Below are 19,239 nucleotides of genomic sequence, written 5' to 3' on the forward strand. Positions count from 1 at the left end.
CCCTTCCGGACGTGGACGCGGCGCAGTGGCCCGTCACGGTGCAGTGGGCGCAGCTGATGCTGCGCCCACTGTCCATGGGTGACCGGGAGCAGTGGGACCGGGTGCGGGCGCGCAACCGGCAGTGGCTCGAGCCGTGGGAGGCAAGCAACCCCGAGGCGGGTGCCGCGGCGCCGTCGTACCGCCGCTTCGTGCGGCTGATGCGGCAGCAGGCGCGCGCGGGCCAGACCCTGCCGTGGCTGATCACGGAGCTGGACCCGGGGCAGGGCCGGCAGGAGCTCGTGGGCCAGCTGACGGTCTCGAGCATCACGTACGGGTCCTTCCGCTCCGCCACCCTGGGGTACTGGGTGGACGGCGGCCAGGCGGGCCGGGGCATCGCACCGATGGCGGTGGCCATGGCCACGGACTACTGCTTCCAGCACCTGCGGCTGCACCGGATGGAGATCAACATCCGCCCGGAGAACGCCAAGTCTCTGCGCGTGGTCGAGAAGCTGGGCTTCCGGGACGAGGGTCTGCGCAAGGACTTCCTGCACATCGCCGGGCGGTGGGCGGACCACCGCAGCTTCGCGCTCACCGCCGAGGAGGCCCCCGACGGACTGGTGCAGCGGTTCACCGGTTCCGAGACCGGCATCATCGTGCGCCGCGCGCCCCACTGAGCACCTCCGCAGGGGGTCGTCCGGGGCGTCAACCGACGGTGAACGCGCGCACCGCGGGCCATGACCGCCCACCGCGGATCCGCCGCGTGACCGGCCACGATGCGCCCGGGAGAGGGTCACGGACCGTCACAGAAGCATCGAATTACATTGATGTGAGCAACACGCCTATTCCACCGCGGGAATTCTTCGCGCCTGCCCTACCCTTAATCGGTGGGATTGTCATGGGTGAGTAGTTCAGCGGTGCTGGTGGCCGTGATCGTGCTGGGTGTCATGTGGTGCGCACCGCACGTGGCACGGCGCACGAGCATCCCCGTGCTGGCCCAGGTGGAGGCACCGGACCTGCAGCTCGACCCCACCGTCCACACCCGCGAGCACGCGCGCCCCGCGCCCAGTAGAGTGGGCGTGAGCGCCCCATCACATCTTTGTCACGAACGGGAGACGACAGCCATGGAGTCAACGGCACACGCGCCGTCCGCCAGCACCGTCCAGCACGGGTTCCTGGCGGGGCTGCGGATCAGGTGGGACCGCACCATCGTGTTCCTCACCGGTGTGGTGCTCGTGGCCGCAGCCCTGATCACCGCGCTGGCCGCGCCGTTCACCGCCGTCACCTGGGCCGTGCCCGTGGTGCTGCTGCTGCTGGGCGCCGGGTGCGTCGCGGGGCTGCGCTACCTGGCCGTGACCGACCGGGCGGGCATCGCCGCTGGCTCCGCCGAGCAGCGCAGCGCACCCGCCCAGCACGCGATCTTCGACCACGAGGACCGCGCCCGCCAGGACCGCGCGGAGCAGCAGCTGTATGACGACGCCGCCCTGGACCTGCCCGCCGGGGACGAGCTGCCCGCGGCCGCCGAGGTCCAGCAGCCCGCGCCCGAGCCCAGCTACACGGTGGCCGAGCTGCGCGCGGAGGCCCTCAAGGTGGCCCGCACCACCGCGTCCGACTCCGCCACGTGGGAGCCGGTGCCCGTGCCCAAGCCGCTCTACACGCAGGCCCCCGTGGTGCACCGCCGCGAGCCCGAGCCGCTGCCGGTGCCCGAGCGCCCCGCCGCCACGTCCACCACGCTCAAGGACGCGGTGCGCATGGGCGAGCCGGAACCCGCCGCACTGAACCTCGACGACGTCCTGAAGCGACGCCGCGCCTGACCCGTTCCGAACCCACCACTTTGCAGACAGCACGCCGCGGACCCCACCAGGTCCGCGGCGTGTTCCACACAGGGAGCACCATGGTCACCCACCAGGTTGAGATCGAACGCAAGTACGACGTCGCCGGGAAGAAGAAGCCCAAGCTCAAGCTGCACAAGCTCGAGCACTTCACGGTGGGGGAGGCTGTGGAGCACGACATGAGCGCCACGTACCACGACACCGCGGAGCTGCTGCTGGCCCGCGCGAAGGTGGCCGTGCGGCGTCGTACCGGGGGCAGCGACGACGGCTGGCACGTGAAGTACGAGACCGGCTCCGTGCGCGGCGAACTGCACTTCGAACCGCTGAAGACCGCTCCCGAACGCGTGCCCGCCGCCCTGCGCGAGGTGCTGCTGGGGCTCACGCTCGGCGAGGAACTCACCCCCGTGGCCACCGTGGACACCCACCGCACCCTCTACCCGGTGCTCGGCGAGGACGGCCAGTACGCGGAACTGTGCCTGGACGCCGTCTCCGCGCGGGACGAGCGGGCCGGGGTCACCCGGGAGTGGACCGAGTGCGAGGTCGAGCTCAGCCGCGAGGACCTCACGGAGAAGCAGGCGAAGACCGTGTTCCGCGCGGTCGAGGCGGTGCTGTTCGCCGCGGGCGCGGAGCCCTCCAGCTCCGTGGCCAAGATTGCGCGCGCCCTCGGCCAGGACGGCGGGGACACCGTCCGCGTGGTCTCTCCGCAGAACGCGCCCGAGGCGACCGACGACGACGCCCGCACCGGTTCCGAGCTCGCGGCACCGGGCAGCGCCACGGACGCGGCGGCGTCGGGCGCGGATGCTGCTCGGCAGGACGGCTCCTCCGAGGACACCGCGGACGGGAAAACCGACGGCACGGCGGGCACGAAGGACGGCAAGAAGTCGGGCACAATGCACGGCAAGAAGGGTGGGAAGAAGGGCGCGAAGGACCGCACGAAGGCGGCGGACCGCGAGGACACCGCTGCTCAGAGCGCCGGGTCCGCAGCGGACGCCGGCACGGGTGAGCGGGCGGCGTCGTCCCCGAAGGAGTCCCGGAGCACGGGAGAGCGCACCGGGGCGGACGCGCTGTCGGAGATGATCGGGCACCTCACCGCGCAGCTGCAGCGCTGGGACCTCGCGGTGCGCATCGACGCCCCGGACGCAGTGCACCAGATGCGGGTGCGCTCCCGGGCGCTGCGCAGCGTGCTGCAGGCCTCCCGCGGCTTCGTGGCGGAGAACGTGGTCACGGACATGGAGCAGCGTCTCAAGGACCTGGCGCGCGTGCTGGGGGACGCGAGGGACCAGGAGGTGGCGCTGGAGCGGCTGGACGTGCTGCTCGAGGCGCAGCCGGCGGGTGTGCTGAGCGCCACAGCCAAGGACGAGCTGCGCGAGGCGGCCCAGCACCTGGGCACGGGAACGGGGCGTGCCGTGCGTCGCGAGCTGGACAGCGCCGAGTACCTGCAGCTGGTCCGGGACCTGCGAGCCCTCGGGCGGGGCGAGGGCTTCACGGAGCGGGCCGCGCAGCTCTCCGACAAGAAGTTCGCCAAGGCCGTGCTCGGCGCGGCCCTGAACCGGGTGCTCGTCACGGCCACCACCACCGCGCCGGAGGCCGGGGCCGAGGTGGCCGTGAGCCAGATGGCCCAGGACGTGGGAGAGCGGATCAGCCTGCCCGGCAAGGACCCGCAGCAGACCGCCGCGGCGTTCGACGTGCTGCACGAGACCCGCAAAGCCGCCAAGTCCGCACGTTACGTCTCCGAGGCCCTGATCGGGGTGCACGCCAAGGCCGGGAAGAAGCGCACGCGTGCCGCCGTGGTGGCCAAGGACTACCAGGACGACCTCGGGGTCATCACCGACGCCGCGGTCATGGAGGAGTGGCTGGCCCGCGCCGCCCGCTCCTTCCAGCGCACCGGCAAGGACCGCTACGCGGTGGGGGTGCTGCACGGTGCGGAGCTCATGGAGCTGCGCAACGGGATGCTGGAGGCGGCGGAGATCCTCGAGGACCTCGTGGAGGACCTGCGGGACGCCCTGCCCTCGGAGGACTGACGAGCACCGCCCCGCCCCCGGTGTGCCTCCCGGGGGCGGGGCGGTGCTGTCCCGCGGGTTCGGGCCCGTGATGTCGGGCCCTGCGGTGGGCAGGCAGTCTTCGTCCCACCGAGCGCACCCGGCCCGCGCGGAGTGGCCGGTTCCGGGGCCCGAACGGCGTGCACCGCCCGGGCCCCGCAACGCTCTCTCAGGCCCGGTGGCGCGGTGCCGGGCGGCCGCTGCGACGGCCCCTGCGGGCCGGGCGGGGCGCGCTCTGCGTGGCCGCCGCTGCCTGCGGTGACGACGACGCCTGCGAGCCCTCCGGGGCGCGCGTGGCCTCGGGCGTGGCACCGACCGTGACGGCCTCCGGCTCATGCGCGGTGTCCACGGGGTGCTCCGAGGTGCTCGCAGCCGCATCCGACTCGGTGGCCGTGGCCTCGACCGTGGAGATCTCGCCCGTGCTCAGGTCCACGCGGGTGGCCAGGGGCTTCTCCTCCACGAACAGCAGCAGCACGAACGCGAGCACCGCGAGCGGGATCATGAACAGGAAGATGGGCAGCAGGGCGTCGTTGTAGGACTGGATCACCGGGTCGCGGAACATGGCCGGCAGCCCGTGCACGCTCTGCGGGGTGAAGGAGTTGGCGTCCATCGCCCCGGCGGACTTGCCCGGGATCTTGGGCAGGTTCTCCGCCAGCAGGTCCTTCAGCCGGGAGATGAACAGCGAGCCCACCACGGCGGAGCCCACGGTGGCTCCCACCTGGCGGAAGAAGTTGCTGGAGGCGGTGGCGGTGCCCACGATCCGGTTGGGCACCGAGTTCTGCACGATGAGCACCAGGATCTGCATGCTCAGCCCGATGCCCGCGCCGAACACGGCGAGGAACACGCACATCCGCACGGTGGAGTCCGAGACTTCCAGGGTGGACAGCAGCCACAGGCCGATGCCCATGATCACCATGCCCACCAGGGGGAACAGTTTGTACCGGCCCGTGCGGGAGACGATCTGGCCCGAGACGATCGAGGTGATCAGCAGGGACGCCATCATGGGGGTCATGAGCAGACCGGCCTGGGTGGCGTCCACGCCCTTGACCATCTGGATGTAGGTGGGCATGTAGCCGATCGCGCCGAACATGGCCACGCCCACCGCGAGCCCGGACACGGTGGTCAGGGTGAAGTTGCGGTCCTTGAACAGGGACAGGGGGATCACGGGGCTGCTCGCGCGGGTCTCGGCGATCACGAAGGCGATGGCCCCGGCCAGGGTGGTGGCGCACAGCAGCAGGATCTGCGGGGAGTTCCAGTCGTACTGGGTCCCGCCCCACGTGCACACCAGGATCAGGCACGTGGTGGCACCGGCCAGCAGGACCATGCCCAAATAGTCGATGCGCTCGCGCTCCTCGCGGGGCCGCCGGGGCAGCTTGAGGAACACGGCCACCGCGATGATGGCCAGGATGCCGAGCGGGATGTTGAAGGAGAACGCCCAGCGCCAGCCGGGACCCTCCATGATCCAGCCGCCCAGCAGCGGCCCGGCCACCGAGGACACGGCGAACACGGCGCCCATCACACCCATGTACTTGCCGCGCTCACGGGCGGGGACCACGTCCGCGATGGAGGTCTGGGCGAGGATCATCAGACCACCGCCGCCCAGGCCCTGCACCACGCGGGCGGTGATGAGCGAGCTCATGGTCCCGGCCGCCGCACCCAGGGCGGAGCCCGCGATGAACAGCACGATGGCCGCGATCAGCACGGGCTTGCGGCCGAAGAGGTCCGAGATGCGGCCGTAGACCGGCATCATCACGGTGGACGCCAGGATGAAGCCGGTGATGACCCAGCTCATGTGGTCCACACCGCCGAGGTCTCCCACGATGGTGGGCAGGGCGGTGGAGAGGATGGTCTGGCCGAGGGACGCGAGCAGCATGACGACCATGAGGCTCGCGAACAGCAGTCCGAGGTGGGGTGGTTTCTCGTCCACGGGAGGGCTGGACACAGCCCGGGTGGCGGTGGCGGTCATGAGATCTCCTTGAGAGCGGTGCGGAAGACACCGATGGCGTGGTCGAGCGCGCGCTGGACGGCGGCGTCGTCGGACACGGCAGCCAGGTGGGTGTCGGTGCGGAATGCGAACTTGATGACCGAGCCGGCCAGCAGCACGAAAGCGTGCGTGGTCTCCTCGGAACGGGGTGTGGGGCCGCGCCCGGAGTGCTCCGCGACCGTGGAGACCACGAGGGACTCCGCGGTGGTCACGTGCATCCCGATGCGGCGCTTGAGCTCGGGGTGGTGGTCCACCAGGGCGCGGCGCTCGGCCATGAGCTCGGGTGGACCCGTGGCGTCCCGCAGCACGTCCATGAACAGCCGCACGGTGCGGGCGAACTCGTCGCCGGTGCTGCGGTCCATGTAGCGCGCGTGCGCGGCCTCGGAGATCTGCGGCGGGGTGATGCCCAGCACCGCGTCCTCCTTGCTCGCGTAGTAGTTGAAGAACGTGCGCCGGGACACGCCCGCGCGTTCGGCGATCGCGTCCACGGTGGTGTCCGAGAAGCGGCCCTCGGCGGAGAGCTCAAGGGCGGCCTGGTGGATCTCGGCAAGCGTGCGGGTGCGGTTGCGCTCACGCAGGGACGGCTGGGGTGTGGTCACGGGTACACATTATGCACTCGTGCAAACTTGCACAAGTGCAGAGTTTGCCCGGTGGGTATGATTCCGCTCACCGCGCACGGCGACCTCCCTCCACGTGCCTGCGCGCCGGCGGTGCTGAGCCGGGGCGCTCGCTACAGTGGGCGTGTGACAGCACCCCTCCTGGCCTGCGTGGGCCCCGCCCAGCACGGCGTGCGGATGCACGCGGAGAACCTCGCGGCCCACACGCCGCACGCCCGGTTGCTCGCCGGGCCGCTGGACCGCGTGCGGTCCGAGCTGCTGGGCGAGCGCTGCGCGGTGCACCTGCACTTCACCGACAGGATCTTCGGCCCCACGCCGGCCGCGGCGGCGGAGGCGGTGGCCGGCATCGCCCGCGCGCGGCCGGTGACCGTGACCCTGCACGACCTCCCGCAGCCCTCCAACGGCCACGCGTTCGAGGCTCGCCGCGCGTGCTACGCGCGGGTGGTGGAGATCGCGTCCGCGGTGATCGTGAGCAGCTCCTTCGAGCGCGAGCTGCTGCATCGCCACGTCCCGGCCTCCCGCGTTCCCGACGTGCTCGTGGCGCCGCTCCCGGTGGACCCGCCCGAGCGCGGGCCCTGGGAGGCCGCACGACGGCGCGCTGCCGCGGACGAGCGCCCCACCGTGGCCATGCTCGGCTTCCTCTACCCCGGCAAGGGCCACGACCGCGTGGTGGAGGCGCTGGCCGGGGTGCCGCTGCCGGTGGACGTGCTCGCGCTCGGGCGTGCCTCGGACGGTCACGAGGACCTCGTGGGGGAGCTGGACCGCGCCGCCCGCCGCGCCGGGCACACGTTCCGCGCCACGGGCTTCCTGGACGACGCCGCCCTGACCCGTGCCGCTCAGCAGGTCACCGTCCCGGTGCTCGCTCCCGCCCACGTCTCGGCCTCCGGTTCCGTGGGGCGGTGGATCAGCGCGGGGCGCCGCCCGCTGGTGACGCCCCACCCCTTCTTCGAGGAGCTCGCCACCAGGGCGCCGTGGGCCCTCACCCTCACCGACGATCTTCCCGGTGCGCTGCGCCGCGCCCTCGAGGACCCGGCGGGCACGTGGATCGCGCCGGACGAGTGGCGCACCACCGACCTGCCGTCCAGTGCAGTGGCCGCGGCCGTGCAGTGGGAGCAGATCTCCGGCGGCGGAGGCCGGTCATGACGGTTGAGCACGCCGCCCCGCCCCGCGTGAGCGTGGTGGTCCCCTACTTCGAGAACCAGCGCGGCCTGGACCGGTTGCTCGCCGCGCTCGCCCGCCAGGACATGCCCGCGCACGACATGGAGGTGGTCGTGGCCGACGACGGCTCCGCCACCCCGCCCGCCATCCCCGCCACCTCGTTCGCGTGCTCGGTGGTGCGGCAGGAGAACCTGGGCTTCCGGGCCGGTGCGGCGCGCAACCTGGGTGCCCGGGCGGCGTCGGGAACGGTGCTCGTGTTCCTGGACGGGGACATGATTCCCGAGCCCGGTTTTCTCACCGCGCTGCTCACGGGTCGCGATGCCGCGGACGACGGCCACGGGGCGCTCGCCGTGGGGTCCCGTCACCACGCGGAGCTGTCCGGGCTGGAGATCCAGGACGTGCTGCGCTGGGTGGCGGGGGAGGACGTCCCCGGGGCGTGGCGGCTGCAGGACCCCGCGTGGCTCGCGGACGGCTACGCACGCACCGCGAATCTGCGCGAGGCGGGCGTGGAGGACTTCCGGCTGGTCATCAGTGCGCTGCTGGCCGTGGACCGGGAACTGTTCGAGCGCTGCGGCGGCTTCGACGAGTCCCTCGTGGGCTACGGCGGCGAGGACTGGGACCTCGCCCACCGGTGCCGGCAGCTCGGGGCCAACCTGGTCCACGTGCCCGGGGCCGGGGCATGGCACGACGGCCCGGACCTGGGCGGGCGCGCGGACACCCGCGCAGTGAAGGACGCCGAGACCCTCGCGCTCGCGCAGCGGATCCCGCTGCCGAGCACGCGCGGGATCGGGGTGGTCTTCGCGCAGCCCTGGGCGGTGGTGCGCGTGCACGGCCACCGCGACGACGCCGAGGCCTACCTCACCGCATGCCACCTGCTCCGGGACACGGACGCCGGGCTGTGGTTCGTGGACCGCCAGGACGTTCCGGCCGCGCTGGCTGCGGACCCGCGCGTTCGCAAGGGAGAGCCGCCGGCCGGGCTGCTGGAGCGCGCCCTCGTGCTCGCGGACGCCCACGCTCCGCTGACGCTGGGCGAGCCCCTGCGGGTGTGGTGCGAGCGCGGCGAGAGCGACGTGCCCGGGCTGCTCACGGTGCGCTCGGTGCGCGCCGTGCACCGCGGGGAGTCGTCTCCGCGGTGCACCCCGTCCGACCACGCCGACTGCGCGGTGCACCCCGCACACACCGACCGGCGACTCGAGGACAGGGTGGGACACCATGGCTGAGCTGGGATTCGACCCGCAGGACGAGGGCCGCCGCGCCCACTACGGGGACTTCTACGGGCTGAGCGAGCTGCCGGACCGGCCGTTGTTCGCGGTGCACGGCAACTGCCAGGCGGAGTCCCTGCGTGTGCTGCTGCACGGGGCGCTCGGCGGTGACTGGCACGGGGTGCGGATGCCTCCGGTGCACGAGCTGCTGGAGCAGGACCTGCCGCACCTGCACGCCCTGCTGCCCCGGCTGTCCCTGCTGGTCACCCAGCCGGTGGCCGCGGGATACCGCGGGCTGCCCCTGGGCACCGACGACGTCCTGCCGCTGCTGTCCCCGGACGCGCGGGTGGTGCGGGTGCCGGCGATGCGCTGGACCGCTCTGATGCCCACGCTCGCGATCGTGCGCGCTCCCGGGGTCGGGGACCCTCCCATCGCGCCGTACCACGACCTGAGGGTGCTCACCGCGGCCGCCCGTGGTGAGCGGAGCGTGGACCTCACCCCGCCGTCCGCGGACGCCGCCCGGGCCGCCCGCGAGGAGTCGCTCCACCAGCTCCGGCTGCGTCAGGAGGCCCACCGCACGCTCGACGCCGCCTCCCTGCTGGACGCCGCCGGGCCCAATGCGGTGCACGTGATCAACCACCCGGGCAACGGGGTGCTGCGGGCGGTGGCCTCGGCGGTCCTGGACGAGGCGGGGCTGTCTGCGCCGGTCCCCGATCCGGGCCGGGTGCTGCTGGGCGGCATCCGGGCACCCATCCTGGCGAGCACCCTCGCGGCCCTCGGACACGACCCCGCCGAGCTGGAGGGCGGGCCGCACGAGGACTGGATCATCCACGGGGAGCACGTTCCCGCGCAGGACATCGCCGGCGAGCACCTGCGCTGGTACGCGCAGCACCCGTCCGTGGTGGCTGCCGGGCTGCGGCGCCACGAACACCTGATCCACCGGCTGGGACTGAGCGCATGAGCACGGACGAGGCACGAGGGAAGGGGTCCGCGGAACCTGGTGAGGGCCGCGCGAACGGGTCGGCGAGGCTCGGCAAGGGCCGCTCGAACGGATCCGCGGGACCCGGCAAGGACTGTGCGAACGGGCCGGCGGGACCCGGCGAGGACCGCGGGAACGGGTCCGCGGGGCCGGGCCAGGGCCGCGCAACCGGTTCCGCCGGACCGGGCGAGGAGGGGCAGGAAGGCGGCGCGGCGGCGTCGTCGTCGGGCCCGGAGCGCACCCCGGACGGGCACCACATCGTGGTCAACGGCCGGAAGTGGCGGGCCACGGACACCGGGATCCCCGAGAAATTCCGGAAGGAGCTGGTCGCGGAGCTCATGAGCGCTCGGCGCGCCGTGAAGTCCAGGGACGAGCACGCGCGGGACCGCGTGCAGGACGCGAAGGTCGCGCTGGGCGAGCGCGGCGAACCGTGGTGGGAGGAGCCCTCCGAGGACGGGCTGCGTGCGCGGGAGGCCGCGACCATCCGCGCGCTGCTGCGGCACCGGGCGGGCAAGACCATCTGCCCGTCGGACGTGGCCCGCACCCTGGGCGGGGACGACTGGCGGGACCTCATGCCGCAGATCCGGGACGTGGCGGGCGACATGGCCGGTGTGGGTGAGATCACGGTCACCCAGAAAGGTGAGACAGTGGACCTTTGTACAGCCCGCGGTCCCATCCGGCTGGCACCGGGGCCGGACCTCGCGGGGATGCCCGCGGACGGGGAGTGAGCCCGCCCGCCGAGACCGAGGAGTCCCCACGTGAGCTTCCTGGACGACGCCCGCCGGCTCCACGACGAGCTGGTGGCGCTGCGCCGCACACTGCACACCAACCCCGAACTGGGTACCGACCTGCCGTGGACGCAGCAGCAGGTCCTCGCCGCGCTGGACGGGTGCGGGTTGGAGCTCACGAAGGGCGAGTCGATCACGTCGGTCACCGGGGTGCTGCGAGGGGCGAAGCCCGGGCCCACGGTGCTGCTGCGCGGTGACATGGACGGACTGCCCGTGGTGGAGCAGACGGGACTGTCCTACGCCTCGACCAACGGCGCGATGCACGCGTGCGGTCACGACCTCCACACCGCGGCCCTCGTGGGCGCGGCCCGGCTACTGAGTGCGCGCCGGGATGAGCTGGCCGGGACCATCGTGTTCATGTTCCAGCCGGGGGAGGAGGGCCCGGGCGGCGCCAAGCCCATGATCGAGGAGGGCGTGCTGGACATCGCCGGGGAGCGGGTGGTGGCGGCCTACGGCATCCACGTGAACCCCGGGCCTCTGGGGCAGTTCAGCTACCGGCCCGGCACCGCGATGGCCGGCGCCAACAACCTAACCGTGACCTTCCACGGCCGCGGCGGGCACGGGTCCCAGCCCCACACCGCGCTGGATCCCGTGACGGCCGTGTGCGAGTTCGGCACCGCGCTGCAGACCATGGTCACCCGCCGCTTCGGGGTGTTCGATCCCGTGGTGGCCACCATGACGCGGCTCTCCGCGGGCGAGGTGAACAACGTGATCCCGGAGAGCGCCTGGATCTCCGGGGACGTGCGCACCCTGTCCCCGGAGACGTCCGCACGCTTCCCGCGGCTCGTGACGGAGCTCGCGGACGGGATCGCCGCGGCCCAAGGCCTCACCGCGCAGGTGGACTGGTCGCCGCTGTACCCGCCCACGGTCAACGACGCCGCCGAAGCCGCCTTCGTGAGCGACACGCTCGCCCGGGTGTTCGGCCCGGAGCGCGTGTCCCGCAACCCGGACCCTCGCATGGGCTCGGAGGACTTCTCCTTCGTGCTGCGCGAGGTCCCCGGGTGCTACTTCTTCCTGCACTGCACCCCGCCCGAGGTGGACCCCGCGGACGCCGGCTGGAACCACTCGCCCACGGTGCTCTTCGACGACTCCGTCCTGGGGGACCAGGCCGCCGCGCTCGCCGAGGTGGCGTGGGAGCGGGTGGCGCGGGGCTGATCCGCCCGCACTCGTTCCGGCCTCGTCCGTCGACGCCGCCCGGACACCGCGCGCCGGCCCGCCGCCTTCGTGGCCGGGTTGCCGCGCTGCCCACCGACCACCACCCATCCGTTCCCGATGTGAAGGAGTTCCACCATGACGTTCCTCGACCATGCCGCATCCCTGCAGCCGGAGCTCGTGGCTCTGCGCCGCGCCCTGCACGCCCACCCCGAGGTGGGCAACGACCTCCCGTGGACCCAGCAGCGGATCGTGGACGCCCTGGACGGGCTGGATCTGGAGATCACCCTGGGGCGCTCGGTCTCCTCCGTGGTGGCGGTGCTGCGCGGGGCAAAGCCCGGGCCCACGGTGCTGCTGCGCGGTGACATGGACGGGCTGCCGGTGGTGGAGCAGACCGGGCTCGACTACGCCTCGACCAACGGTGCGATGCACGCGTGCGGGCACGACCTGCACATGGCCGGTCTCGTGGGCGCGGCCCGGCTGCTGAGCGCGCGCCGGGAGGAGCTCGCCGGGAACGTCGTGTTCATGTTCCAGCCGGGGGAGGAGGGCCCGGGCGGCGCCAAGCCCATGATCGAGGAGGGGCTCCTGGAGATCACGGGTGAGAAGCCCCTGGCCGCGTACGGCATCCACGTGTTCCCGGGGCAGCGCGGGCTGTTCAGCTACCGCCCGGGCACGGCCATGGCGGGCGCCAACTACATGCGGGTCACGTTCCACGGTGAGGGCGGGCACGGCTCCCAGCCCCACACGGCCAAGGACCCGGTGCCCGCGCTGCTCGAGTTCGGCACCGCCCTGCAGACCATGGTCACGCGCCGGTTCAGCGTGTTCGACCCGGTGGTCGCCTCCATCACGCAGCTCTCCGCGGGGGAGGCCCTCAACGTGATCCCGGACCGTGCGAGCCTCGGGGCGAGCGTGCGCACGCTCTCGGCGGCCAGTGACGAGGCCTTCCCCGCCGCGGTGCGCGAGCTCGCCCACGGCATCGCCGCCGCCCACGGCGTCCGGGCCGAGGTCGACTGGACCGTGCTGTACCCGCTGACCCGCAACGACGACGCCGAGACCGCGTTCGTGGCCGGCACCCTCGCGGAGCTCGTGGGCGAGGACCACGTGCGACTGGACGCGAACCCGCTCATGGGCTCCGAGGACTTCTCGTTCGTGCTCGACCAGGTCCCGGGCTGCTTCTTCTTCCTGGAGTGCAGCCCCCCGGACCTGGCCCAGGAGAATCCCGGGTGGAACCACTCGCCCACGGTGCTGTTCGACGACGCCGTGCTGGGCACCCAGGCCGCGGCGCTCGCCGAGCTCGCGTGGCGGCGCCTGCAGCGGGACTGATCAGCCGGTCACCCCGGGGCGGCGGGGCACGGGTCAGGCGTGCAGGATCTCGTGGGACTCGGAGTCGCGGATCTCCACGGTCTCGATCTGGAACGTGGAGTGGTGCACGGAGACGTCGAAGTGCTCCGCCACGCACGTTTTCACGTCCCGCAGCAGGTCCGCGGCGTGGCCGTCCCGGAAGCACTCGTCCTCCACCACCACGTGGGCGCTGATGGTGGGCAGTCCCGTGGCCACCGTGGAGGCGTGGACGTCGTGCACGTCCACCACGTGCTGCAGTCCCATGATGTGCTCGCGGAACAGGTCCAGGTCGAGCCCCTGCGGCGTGAACTCCATGAGCACCGCGGCGGTCTCCCGCATGATGGTGACCGCCCGCGGCACGATCAGTGCGGCGATGAACAGGGCGGCCACGGTGTCCGCGCGCTGGAAGCCGGTGGTGGCGATGACCACGGCGGCCACGATCACCCCGAGCGATCCCAGGGCGTCGTTGGCCACCTCCAGGAACGCGGCGCGCATGTTGAAGTTGGCACCGCGCCCGGAGGCCAGCACCAGGATGGCGATCACGTTGCACGCCAGGCCGATCACCCCGAACACCAGCAGCTCGGTGGGGGGAACGTCCCGCGGTTCCAGCAGCCGCCGGATGCCCTCGACGACCGCGAAGATCCCCACGCCCAGCAGGAGGGTGGCCTGCGCGAGCGCCGCAATGACCTCCACGCGGCGGAAGCCCCACGTGTGCTTGGAGCTCGCGGGGCGGCGCATCAGGTGGGCCGCCACCAGGGCGACGAGCAGGCCGAGGGCGTCCGTGAGGGCGTGCACGGTGTCCGTGAGCAGGGCGAGGCTCCCGGTGAGCACGGAGCCCACTGCCTGCGCCACGACCATTCCGGCGGTCAGCCCGAATGCGATCCACAGCCGTCCGCGGTGGTCGCCCGCTCCCGTGCCGTGCTCGTGCGTGTGACCGGCGCCCATCAGAGGGACTCCTGCCGCGGCGTCGTCGGCGCAGCTGCGGCCCCGGTGAGCGGGGCGCCCGTGTCCGAGTGCCCGGAAACGGCCCCGGAGAGGGGGCCGTCCGGCAAGGGCTCGTGGTCCGCGGGCGGGTGGTGGAGGTGGGAGCACAGCGTCGCGCGGGTGCCAGTCACGTGCAGCAGCTGCTCGGCCACCGCGAAGAGTCCTGCAAGGTCGCGGGGGTGCGTGAGGGAATACCACGTGGCGCGACCCTCGGGGCGGGCACGGACGAGACCGCACTGCGCCAGAAAACTGAGGTGCTTGCTCACCGTGGACTGGGCCAGCTCCATGTGCCCCACGAGATCCCGCACACGGTGCTCGCCGGAGGCCAGGTGCTGCAGGACGGCCAGGCGCGTGGGTTCGCCCAGGGCCTGGAAGAGGTGGGCGTAGGCCTGGGTGGCCCGCTCGTCGAGTGCGGGGAGGTCGGTGGAACTGATCGCCATAGAGCGATGATATCGCCCCAGGGTCTGCTGTGCCACCACACCCGGGCCCGGCGAGGGCCGGTTCGTTCCACCGCAGTGGGAGCCGTTGCGCTGCGCAACGGCCATGACCGGGTGCAGTCCACGGGGAAACGCCCCAGCCCGCGGGGGCCCGCGATGATGGGTGGCCGCGTGACCGGGGTGTTCAGGCCGGCCGTGCGTGTGTCCTGCGCGCCGCGGCGTGCACCGCGGCGGCCAGCGCCTGAGTGATGTCGTCGAGACCCAGTGCGGAATCCGCGTGCGCGTGCTCCGGGTCGGTCTCGGCGCCGATGTGCGCCGTTCCCCGTGACCTGGCCGCGGGCACGTGGAGGAACGCAGCGGGCAGGTCCGTTCCGTGCAGGGCGGTCCAGAAGATGGCATTGCACAGGAACGCGCCGGCGTCGTCGGAGACCTCCGCGGGGACGCCCGCGTTCCGGATGGCGTGGGTCAGCGCGAACGGGTCGAGGCGGGACTCGAGGCGTTCGGGTCCGCGGGCCAGGGGAGCGGCGTCGCGCACCACACCGTTGTTGTCCGGGATGCGCCCGTGCCCCAGGTTCCTGGCCCAGCGCTCCGGGGTGACGACGGCGCGGCCACCCGCTTCCCCCACCGCCACGATCGCGTCCGGTCGGTGCTCCTCAACGGCCCGCAGCAGCGCCGGTGCGGCCCCGGACCACGTCACCGGGAGGATCGCCGTGGCGAGCTGCACGCCGTCCGGGGCGTTCATCTTGGCGAGGCGCTGAACGGCCGCGCCGCTCGCGTTCTCCGTCTCACCGCCGAAGGGTTCGAAGCCGGTCACGAGGATGGTCATGGGCCCACCGTATCCTCGCGCGGTCGGTCGGTCGCTGCCCGGGCAGGATGCACGGCCCCTGCGTCAGGAATCATCGGAGACGACGAGAGGGCCCCGGAACGCTGACGTTCCAGGACCCTCTCGTGGTCGCCCGCGGGTCGAGGGGTGCTCGTCCGGGGGACTGCTGTGGAGCCTAGGGGAATCGAACCCCTGACCTTTTCATTGCGAACGAAACGCTCTACCAACTGAGCTAAGGCCCCGAACAACAGGAGTCACTGTAGTCCTCCCGCGCCGATTTCGCACATCCACCGGGCACCGGGCGTACCGGGCCCGTGATCGCCGCCGCGGCGCTGGCCCTACAGTGGGTCCATGACCGCAGCGGACCCCACACCATCCTCGCCCGAGCTCCCGTCCGCGGGCTCCGCAGACGGCCACGACGAGGCGGGCCGCACCGGTGCCCCCGCCGCGGCCCACGGCGACGCCGCCGCACGGGCCCATGAGGAAGCCGTTCCCGAACCAACCACGGGTGACGCCGCTGCCGCACCACCCACGGGCGACGACGCCGCCGCACCGACCCCGGGCGAGACCGCTGCCGCTCCGGGGCACGAGGACGCCCTTCCCCGCCCGGACTCACGGTCCGGCGAGGATCACGACGCCGCCGGCCCCGCCTTCACCGTCGGCTACGTTCCCGGCGTGATGCCGGGGAAATGGCTCGGCCGGTGGCGTGAGCGTCGCCTGCGGCCCGTGCTGCGCGACGAGCTGCTGACGGCCGCCGGCTGGCGGGAGGCCCTGGACTCCGCGAGTGTCACCGCGTGCTTCGTGCGCCTCGGCTGGTCGTCTGTGGACCCCACCCTGGAGCAGCTGCGGACCACCCACCACGCCGTGCACCTCTACGACGAGCGGCAGGTGGTCGTGCTCAGCACCGACGACGTCCTGAGCGTCCTGGACACCCTCACCACCGCGCAGCTCCACGAGGAGTCCACACCCCAGGCGCACGCGGACATCGACGTCGCCGCCATGGCCGTGGAACTCGCGGCCGCCGGTGTGGGTCCCGTGGTGCTGCCCATGTCCGTGGCGCGGCTGCACGCCCGCAAGGACGTCACCGCCCGCGAACTCACGGACGCCCCGACCGTTCCCGTCTTCCTCGTCTGGCCCCGTGGTCTGGACGAGGACATGGAGGGCGCCGTGCAGCGCTTCGTGGGCATCGTGCGCGGGCGCAAGGAGTCCAGCGGGCGGGACGAACCCGCGGGGGCCGAACGGGCGGCGTCGTCCGCGGGGTCCCAGACAGGGGGACATCCGGGCGGGGCCCGTGACACCGCGAACGGCGGACGGGATGCGGCGCCGATGACCACCCGCCAGGGTGCCCCGGAGCGCACGCCGGCCCCGGCGGAGGCGGGCGGGACGAGCGAGAAGGTGCCCGCGAAGCGCAGCGGCAGGGCACAGTCCGGTGGGTGGGCGAAGGCCGGGGCGAGCACCAAGCCGGGGTTGCGTCGCAAGCCCGGGCGCAAGGTCAAGAACAGCCGCTCCAAGAAGCGGCGCTGAACCGGAGGGCGTTGTCCGGCACCACGTCAACCGGAGCGGAGAAGGCCCCGGGCGGCGTCGTCAGCGGGGCCTGCCGGGAACGGGACGTCAGGTGCGGCGGGGCTCAGCCGTCCCCGCGGCGCTCCGAGGAGCTGGTGCCCTCGCCCGTCTCGTCCCGGCTGGGCGTGCGACCGTCCGGGGTGTGGCTCTGGGCGGGGGAGGCGTGCGGGTAGACCGGCGTGGTCCGCACCTGCCCCGTGGTGGGAACGCGCGGCACGGGGAAGGACGTGGTGGGCATGTCCGCGCGGGTCTCGGGCTCGGAACCGGTGCGCACCGTGACCTGGTTGATCAGGGGGATGCGCAGCCCGTCCCGGTCCAGCATCTTCTTGATCCGCACGCGCATCACGCGGGCCACGTCCCACTGCTCGAGCGGGGCGGTCTTCACGGCGAGCCGGATCACGATGCTCTCACCCGTGACGTTCTCCACGCCCCACACCTCGGGGTCGGCCACGATGCTGGGGCCCACGTCCGGATCGTCGCGCACCAGCTGGGCCTCGTGCTCGATCATGTCCGCCACGAGGTCGATGTTGGTGTCGTAGGGCACGGGGATGTCCAGCACGCAGCGCGCCCAGCCCTGGGACTGGTTGCCCACCCGCAGGATCTCCCCGTTGCGCACGTGCCACAGGGTGCCCTTGACGTCACGCACCTGGGTGACCCGCAGGCCTACGTTCTCCACGGTGCCGATGGCCTCGCCCACGTCCACGGAGTCCCCGATGCCCAGCTGGTCCTCGGCGACCATGAAGATGCCCGAGAGGTAGTCCTTCACCAGGGACTGCGCGCCGAAGGACAGCGCCACGCCCGCGATCCCGGCGGAGGCGATCACCGGGGCGATGTTGAAGCCGAGTTCGGAGATGATCATGAGGATCGCGATGGCCCACACCACGATCGTGGACACCGAGGCCAGCACCGCCCCGATGGTCCGCGCCCTCAGGGCCTGGCGTTCCGCGGCGACGCCGGCGTCCTGGACCCACCGGGACTGCCCGTGGTCGAAGCGCTTGACGATCCGGGACTGCGTGCCGCGCGCGATTCCGCGGGTCACCTTGCGGATCACCACGCGCACCACGGCGGAGACGATCACGGCCCCCAGCAGCACCAGGAGCACACGGAAGGGTTTGTCGAGCCAGAATTCGAGATTGTGCATCACGGTTCAGCGTATCGGCCCGGGGTGGGCGCGCGCTCGGTGCGGGGTGGGCGTCACCCGGGCGGGCGACGTCGTCCCGTCACGCGCGAGCCGACGGACCGTCGGGCCCGCTCGCAGCGCCGCGAGCTCACGGCCAACGGGCGACCGGGCGGGCCCGCAGGTTTACGGGCCCGCCCGCTCACAGCCAGTCCTTGACCTTGAACACCACGTAGAGCACCAGGCCCACGAGCAGCATGAGCACGAGCGCCATGGGGTAGCCGAGGGCCCACTCCAACTCGGGCATGGCCTTGAAGTTCATGCCGTAGATGGAGCCCACGATCGAGGGCGCGAACAGGATGGCCGCCCACGAGGAGATCTTCTTCATCTGCTCGTTCTGCACCATCGCGGCCTCGTTCTGCCGGGCCGTGGTGAGGGTGGAGTCCACGCTCATGGCGTCCGTGAGGGAGGCGCGCATGGACTCGAGCTTGCCGCTGACCGCGATCACGTGGTCCAGCACGTCCCGCAGCCGGTGCTGCAGCTCCTGGTGGGTGCCGTACTTGGTGAACCCGGCGAAGTAGCGCTGCATCACGTCGCTGAGCGGGGCCACGCCGCGGTGGAAGTCGTTGATCTCGCGGGCGAGCTCGTAGATCCGCTGGGACACGTTCGGCTGCCCGGCGAACAGGGCGTCCTCGATCTCGTCGATGTCGTTCTCCAGCCCGGAGAGCACGGGGAAGTAGTCGTCCACGATCTGGTCCAGCAGCGCGTAGAGCACCCCGTCCGGGCCGAGGCACAGCAGCTCCTGGTCCGCCTCCACGCGCTTGCGCACGCGGCTCACACCGCTGGACTCGGAGTGGCGGATGGTGATCACGAAGTTGGGGCCGGTGAAGATGTGGATCTCCCCGATCTCCACGGTCTCGGTCTCGTCCTGGTACACGGCCGGGCGGATCACGGTGAACAGCGTCTGCCCGTAGCGCTCCATCTTGGGCCGCTGGTGCGCCTGGATGGTGTCCTCCACGGCGAGCTCGTGGAGCTGGAAGTGCTCGGCCAGGGACCGGATCTCCTCGGGCGTGGGCCGGTACAGCCCGATCCACGCGAGGACCGTCCCGGAACCGTGCTCGTCCCCCTCGGAACGGTCGATCGCGCGCTTCAGGAGCGTGTACGTCTCCTCCAGCGACCGGGGGGTCTCGACCTTGCGGCCGTTGCGGTAAATGGCGTTCTCCACGATGCTCACCCGCCCATTATGG

General features: G+C 72.4%; 17 protein-coding genes and 1 tRNA gene. 10 read left to right on the top strand and 8 right to left on the bottom strand.

Annotated features, from left to right (window positions below; translation table 11 throughout):
• Window positions 1-11 precede the first annotated feature (11 nt).
• From KRH_RS03340 to KRH_RS03350, 3 genes are all read left to right on the top strand, one after another.
• Window positions 12-653 carry a GNAT family N-acetyltransferase gene (locus tag KRH_RS03340; RefSeq protein ID WP_012397761.1) on the top strand — a complete coding sequence of 214 codons (642 nt, stop codon included), beginning with the start codon at window positions 12-14 and terminating at the stop codon, window positions 651-653.
• 225 nt (window positions 654-878) lie between these two features.
• Entirely contained in the window at window positions 879-1,790 is a 912-nt protein-coding gene (locus tag KRH_RS03345; RefSeq protein ID WP_226905928.1) for a hypothetical protein, read from the top strand.
• A gap of 80 nt (window positions 1,791-1,870) precedes the next feature.
• Window positions 1,871-3,829, top strand: coding sequence for a CYTH and CHAD domain-containing protein (locus KRH_RS03350; RefSeq protein ID WP_041297304.1), 1,959 nt, complete (start codon window positions 1,871-1,873; stop codon window positions 3,827-3,829).
• Between the two features lie 187 nt (window positions 3,830-4,016).
• Here KRH_RS03350 and KRH_RS03355 read toward each other — a convergent pair whose 3' ends face one another.
• Both KRH_RS03355 and KRH_RS03360 read right to left on the bottom strand, forming a co-directional pair.
• Complete coding sequence (locus KRH_RS03355; protein ID WP_012397764.1) at window positions 4,017-5,813, bottom strand: MDR family MFS transporter; 1,797 nt, start codon at window positions 5,811-5,813, stop codon at window positions 4,017-4,019.
• Window positions 5,810-6,430, bottom strand: coding sequence for a TetR/AcrR family transcriptional regulator (locus KRH_RS03360; protein WP_012397765.1), 621 nt, complete (start codon window positions 6,428-6,430; stop codon window positions 5,810-5,812). Before KRH_RS03360 ends, KRH_RS03355 begins: the two co-directional genes overlap by 4 nt.
• A gap of 144 nt (window positions 6,431-6,574) precedes the next feature.
• Between KRH_RS03360 and KRH_RS03365 the strand changes: the two genes are divergently transcribed.
• From KRH_RS03365 to KRH_RS03390, 6 genes are all read left to right on the top strand, one after another.
• Complete coding sequence (locus KRH_RS03365; RefSeq protein ID WP_012397766.1) at window positions 6,575-7,591, top strand: hypothetical protein; 1,017 nt, start codon at window positions 6,575-6,577, stop codon at window positions 7,589-7,591.
• Window positions 7,588-8,826, top strand: coding sequence for a glycosyltransferase family 2 protein (locus tag KRH_RS03370; protein ID WP_012397767.1), 1,239 nt, complete (start codon window positions 7,588-7,590; stop codon window positions 8,824-8,826). Before KRH_RS03365 ends, KRH_RS03370 begins: the two co-directional genes overlap by 4 nt.
• The gene (locus KRH_RS03375) at window positions 8,819-9,769 is read left to right on the top strand and encodes a WcbI family polysaccharide biosynthesis putative acetyltransferase (RefSeq protein ID WP_012397768.1); all 951 of its coding nucleotides are present in this window, start codon (window positions 8,819-8,821) and stop codon (window positions 9,767-9,769) included. The genes KRH_RS03370 and KRH_RS03375 overlap by 8 nt, the downstream gene beginning before the upstream one ends.
• Window positions 9,766-10,515, top strand: a complete 750-nt coding sequence (locus KRH_RS12460; RefSeq protein WP_012397769.1) for a DUF3253 domain-containing protein — start codon at window positions 9,766-9,768, stop codon at window positions 10,513-10,515. Before KRH_RS03375 ends, KRH_RS12460 begins: the two co-directional genes overlap by 4 nt.
• A 30-nt stretch (window positions 10,516-10,545) precedes the next feature.
• Window positions 10,546-11,730, top strand: a complete 1,185-nt coding sequence (locus tag KRH_RS03385) for a M20 metallopeptidase family protein (protein ID WP_012397770.1) — start codon at window positions 10,546-10,548, stop codon at window positions 11,728-11,730.
• 135 nt (window positions 11,731-11,865) lie between these two features.
• A complete protein-coding gene (locus tag KRH_RS03390) occupies window positions 11,866-13,050 on the top strand; it encodes a M20 metallopeptidase family protein (RefSeq protein ID WP_012397771.1) in 1,185 nt (394 codons plus the stop codon).
• A 33-nt stretch (window positions 13,051-13,083) separates the two neighbouring features.
• On the opposite strand, the gene KRH_RS03395 is transcribed toward KRH_RS03390, so the two are convergent.
• The 4 genes from KRH_RS03395 to KRH_RS03410 all read right to left on the bottom strand — a co-directional run bounded on the left by KRH_RS03395 (window position 13,084) and on the right by KRH_RS03410 (window position 15,554).
• Window positions 13,084-14,013: a cation diffusion facilitator family transporter gene (locus KRH_RS03395; protein WP_012397772.1), complete on the bottom strand. Its 930-nt coding sequence runs from the start codon at window positions 14,011-14,013 to the stop codon at window positions 13,084-13,086.
• The gene (locus tag KRH_RS03400) at window positions 14,013-14,492 is read right to left on the bottom strand and encodes an ArsR/SmtB family transcription factor (protein ID WP_012397773.1); all 480 of its coding nucleotides are present in this window, start codon (window positions 14,490-14,492) and stop codon (window positions 14,013-14,015) included. The genes KRH_RS03395 and KRH_RS03400 overlap by 1 nt, the downstream gene beginning before the upstream one ends.
• A 181-nt stretch (window positions 14,493-14,673) precedes the next feature.
• A complete protein-coding gene (locus tag KRH_RS03405; RefSeq protein ID WP_012397774.1) occupies window positions 14,674-15,315 on the bottom strand; it encodes a pyroglutamyl-peptidase I in 642 nt (213 codons plus the stop codon).
• A 166-nt stretch (window positions 15,316-15,481) separates the two neighbouring features.
• A tRNA-Ala gene (locus tag KRH_RS03410) sits at window positions 15,482-15,554 on the bottom strand.
• Between the two features lie 109 nt (window positions 15,555-15,663).
• On the opposite strand from KRH_RS03410, the gene KRH_RS03415 reads away from it, so the two are divergent.
• A complete protein-coding gene (locus tag KRH_RS03415) occupies window positions 15,664-16,836 on the top strand; it encodes a LysR substrate-binding domain-containing protein (RefSeq protein ID WP_012397775.1) in 1,173 nt (390 codons plus the stop codon).
• Between the two features lie 103 nt (window positions 16,837-16,939).
• Here the strand turns inward: KRH_RS03415 and KRH_RS03420 are convergent, their stop codons facing one another.
• Both KRH_RS03420 and corA read right to left on the bottom strand, forming a co-directional pair.
• Window positions 16,940-18,016, bottom strand: coding sequence for a mechanosensitive ion channel family protein (locus KRH_RS03420; RefSeq protein ID WP_041297305.1), 1,077 nt, complete (start codon window positions 18,014-18,016; stop codon window positions 16,940-16,942).
• A 178-nt stretch (window positions 18,017-18,194) separates the two neighbouring features.
• Window positions 18,195-19,226: a magnesium/cobalt transporter CorA gene (gene corA, locus KRH_RS03425; protein WP_012397777.1), complete on the bottom strand. Its 1,032-nt coding sequence runs from the start codon at window positions 19,224-19,226 to the stop codon at window positions 18,195-18,197.
• Window positions 19,227-19,239: the final 13 nt, after the last annotated feature.

This window comes from Kocuria rhizophila DC2201 (assembly GCF_000010285.1).
Classification (GTDB): domain Bacteria; phylum Actinomycetota; class Actinomycetes; order Actinomycetales; family Micrococcaceae; genus Kocuria; species Kocuria rhizophila_A.

Bases quoted from the DNA above. Each gene is read 5' to 3' on its own strand.
- KRH_RS03350 (WP_041297304.1), top strand. From the start codon at position 1,871: ATGGTCACCCACCAGGTTGAGATCGAACGCAAGTACGACGTCGCCGGG.
- KRH_RS03355 (WP_012397764.1), bottom strand. From the start codon at position 5,813: ATGACCGCCACCGCCACCCGGGCTGTGTCCAGCCCTCCCGTGGACGAG.
- KRH_RS03370 (WP_012397767.1), top strand. From the start codon at position 7,588: ATGACGGTTGAGCACGCCGCCCCGCCCCGCGTGAGCGTGGTGGTCCCC.
- KRH_RS03375 (WP_012397768.1), top strand. From the start codon at position 8,819: ATGGCTGAGCTGGGATTCGACCCGCAGGACGAGGGCCGCCGCGCCCAC.
- KRH_RS12460 (WP_012397769.1), top strand. From the start codon at position 9,766: ATGAGCACGGACGAGGCACGAGGGAAGGGGTCCGCGGAACCTGGTGAG.
- KRH_RS03390 (WP_012397771.1), top strand. From the start codon at position 11,866: ATGACGTTCCTCGACCATGCCGCATCCCTGCAGCCGGAGCTCGTGGCT.
- KRH_RS03395 (WP_012397772.1), bottom strand. From the start codon at position 14,013: ATGGGCGCCGGTCACACGCACGAGCACGGCACGGGAGCGGGCGACCAC.
- KRH_RS03400 (WP_012397773.1), bottom strand. From the start codon at position 14,492: ATGGCGATCAGTTCCACCGACCTCCCCGCACTCGACGAGCGGGCCACC.
- KRH_RS03405 (WP_012397774.1), bottom strand. From the start codon at position 15,315: ATGACCATCCTCGTGACCGGCTTCGAACCCTTCGGCGGTGAGACGGAG.
- KRH_RS03415 (WP_012397775.1), top strand. From the start codon at position 15,664: ATGACCGCAGCGGACCCCACACCATCCTCGCCCGAGCTCCCGTCCGCG.
- KRH_RS03420 (WP_041297305.1), bottom strand. From the start codon at position 18,016: ATGCACAATCTCGAATTCTGGCTCGACAAACCCTTCCGTGTGCTCCTG.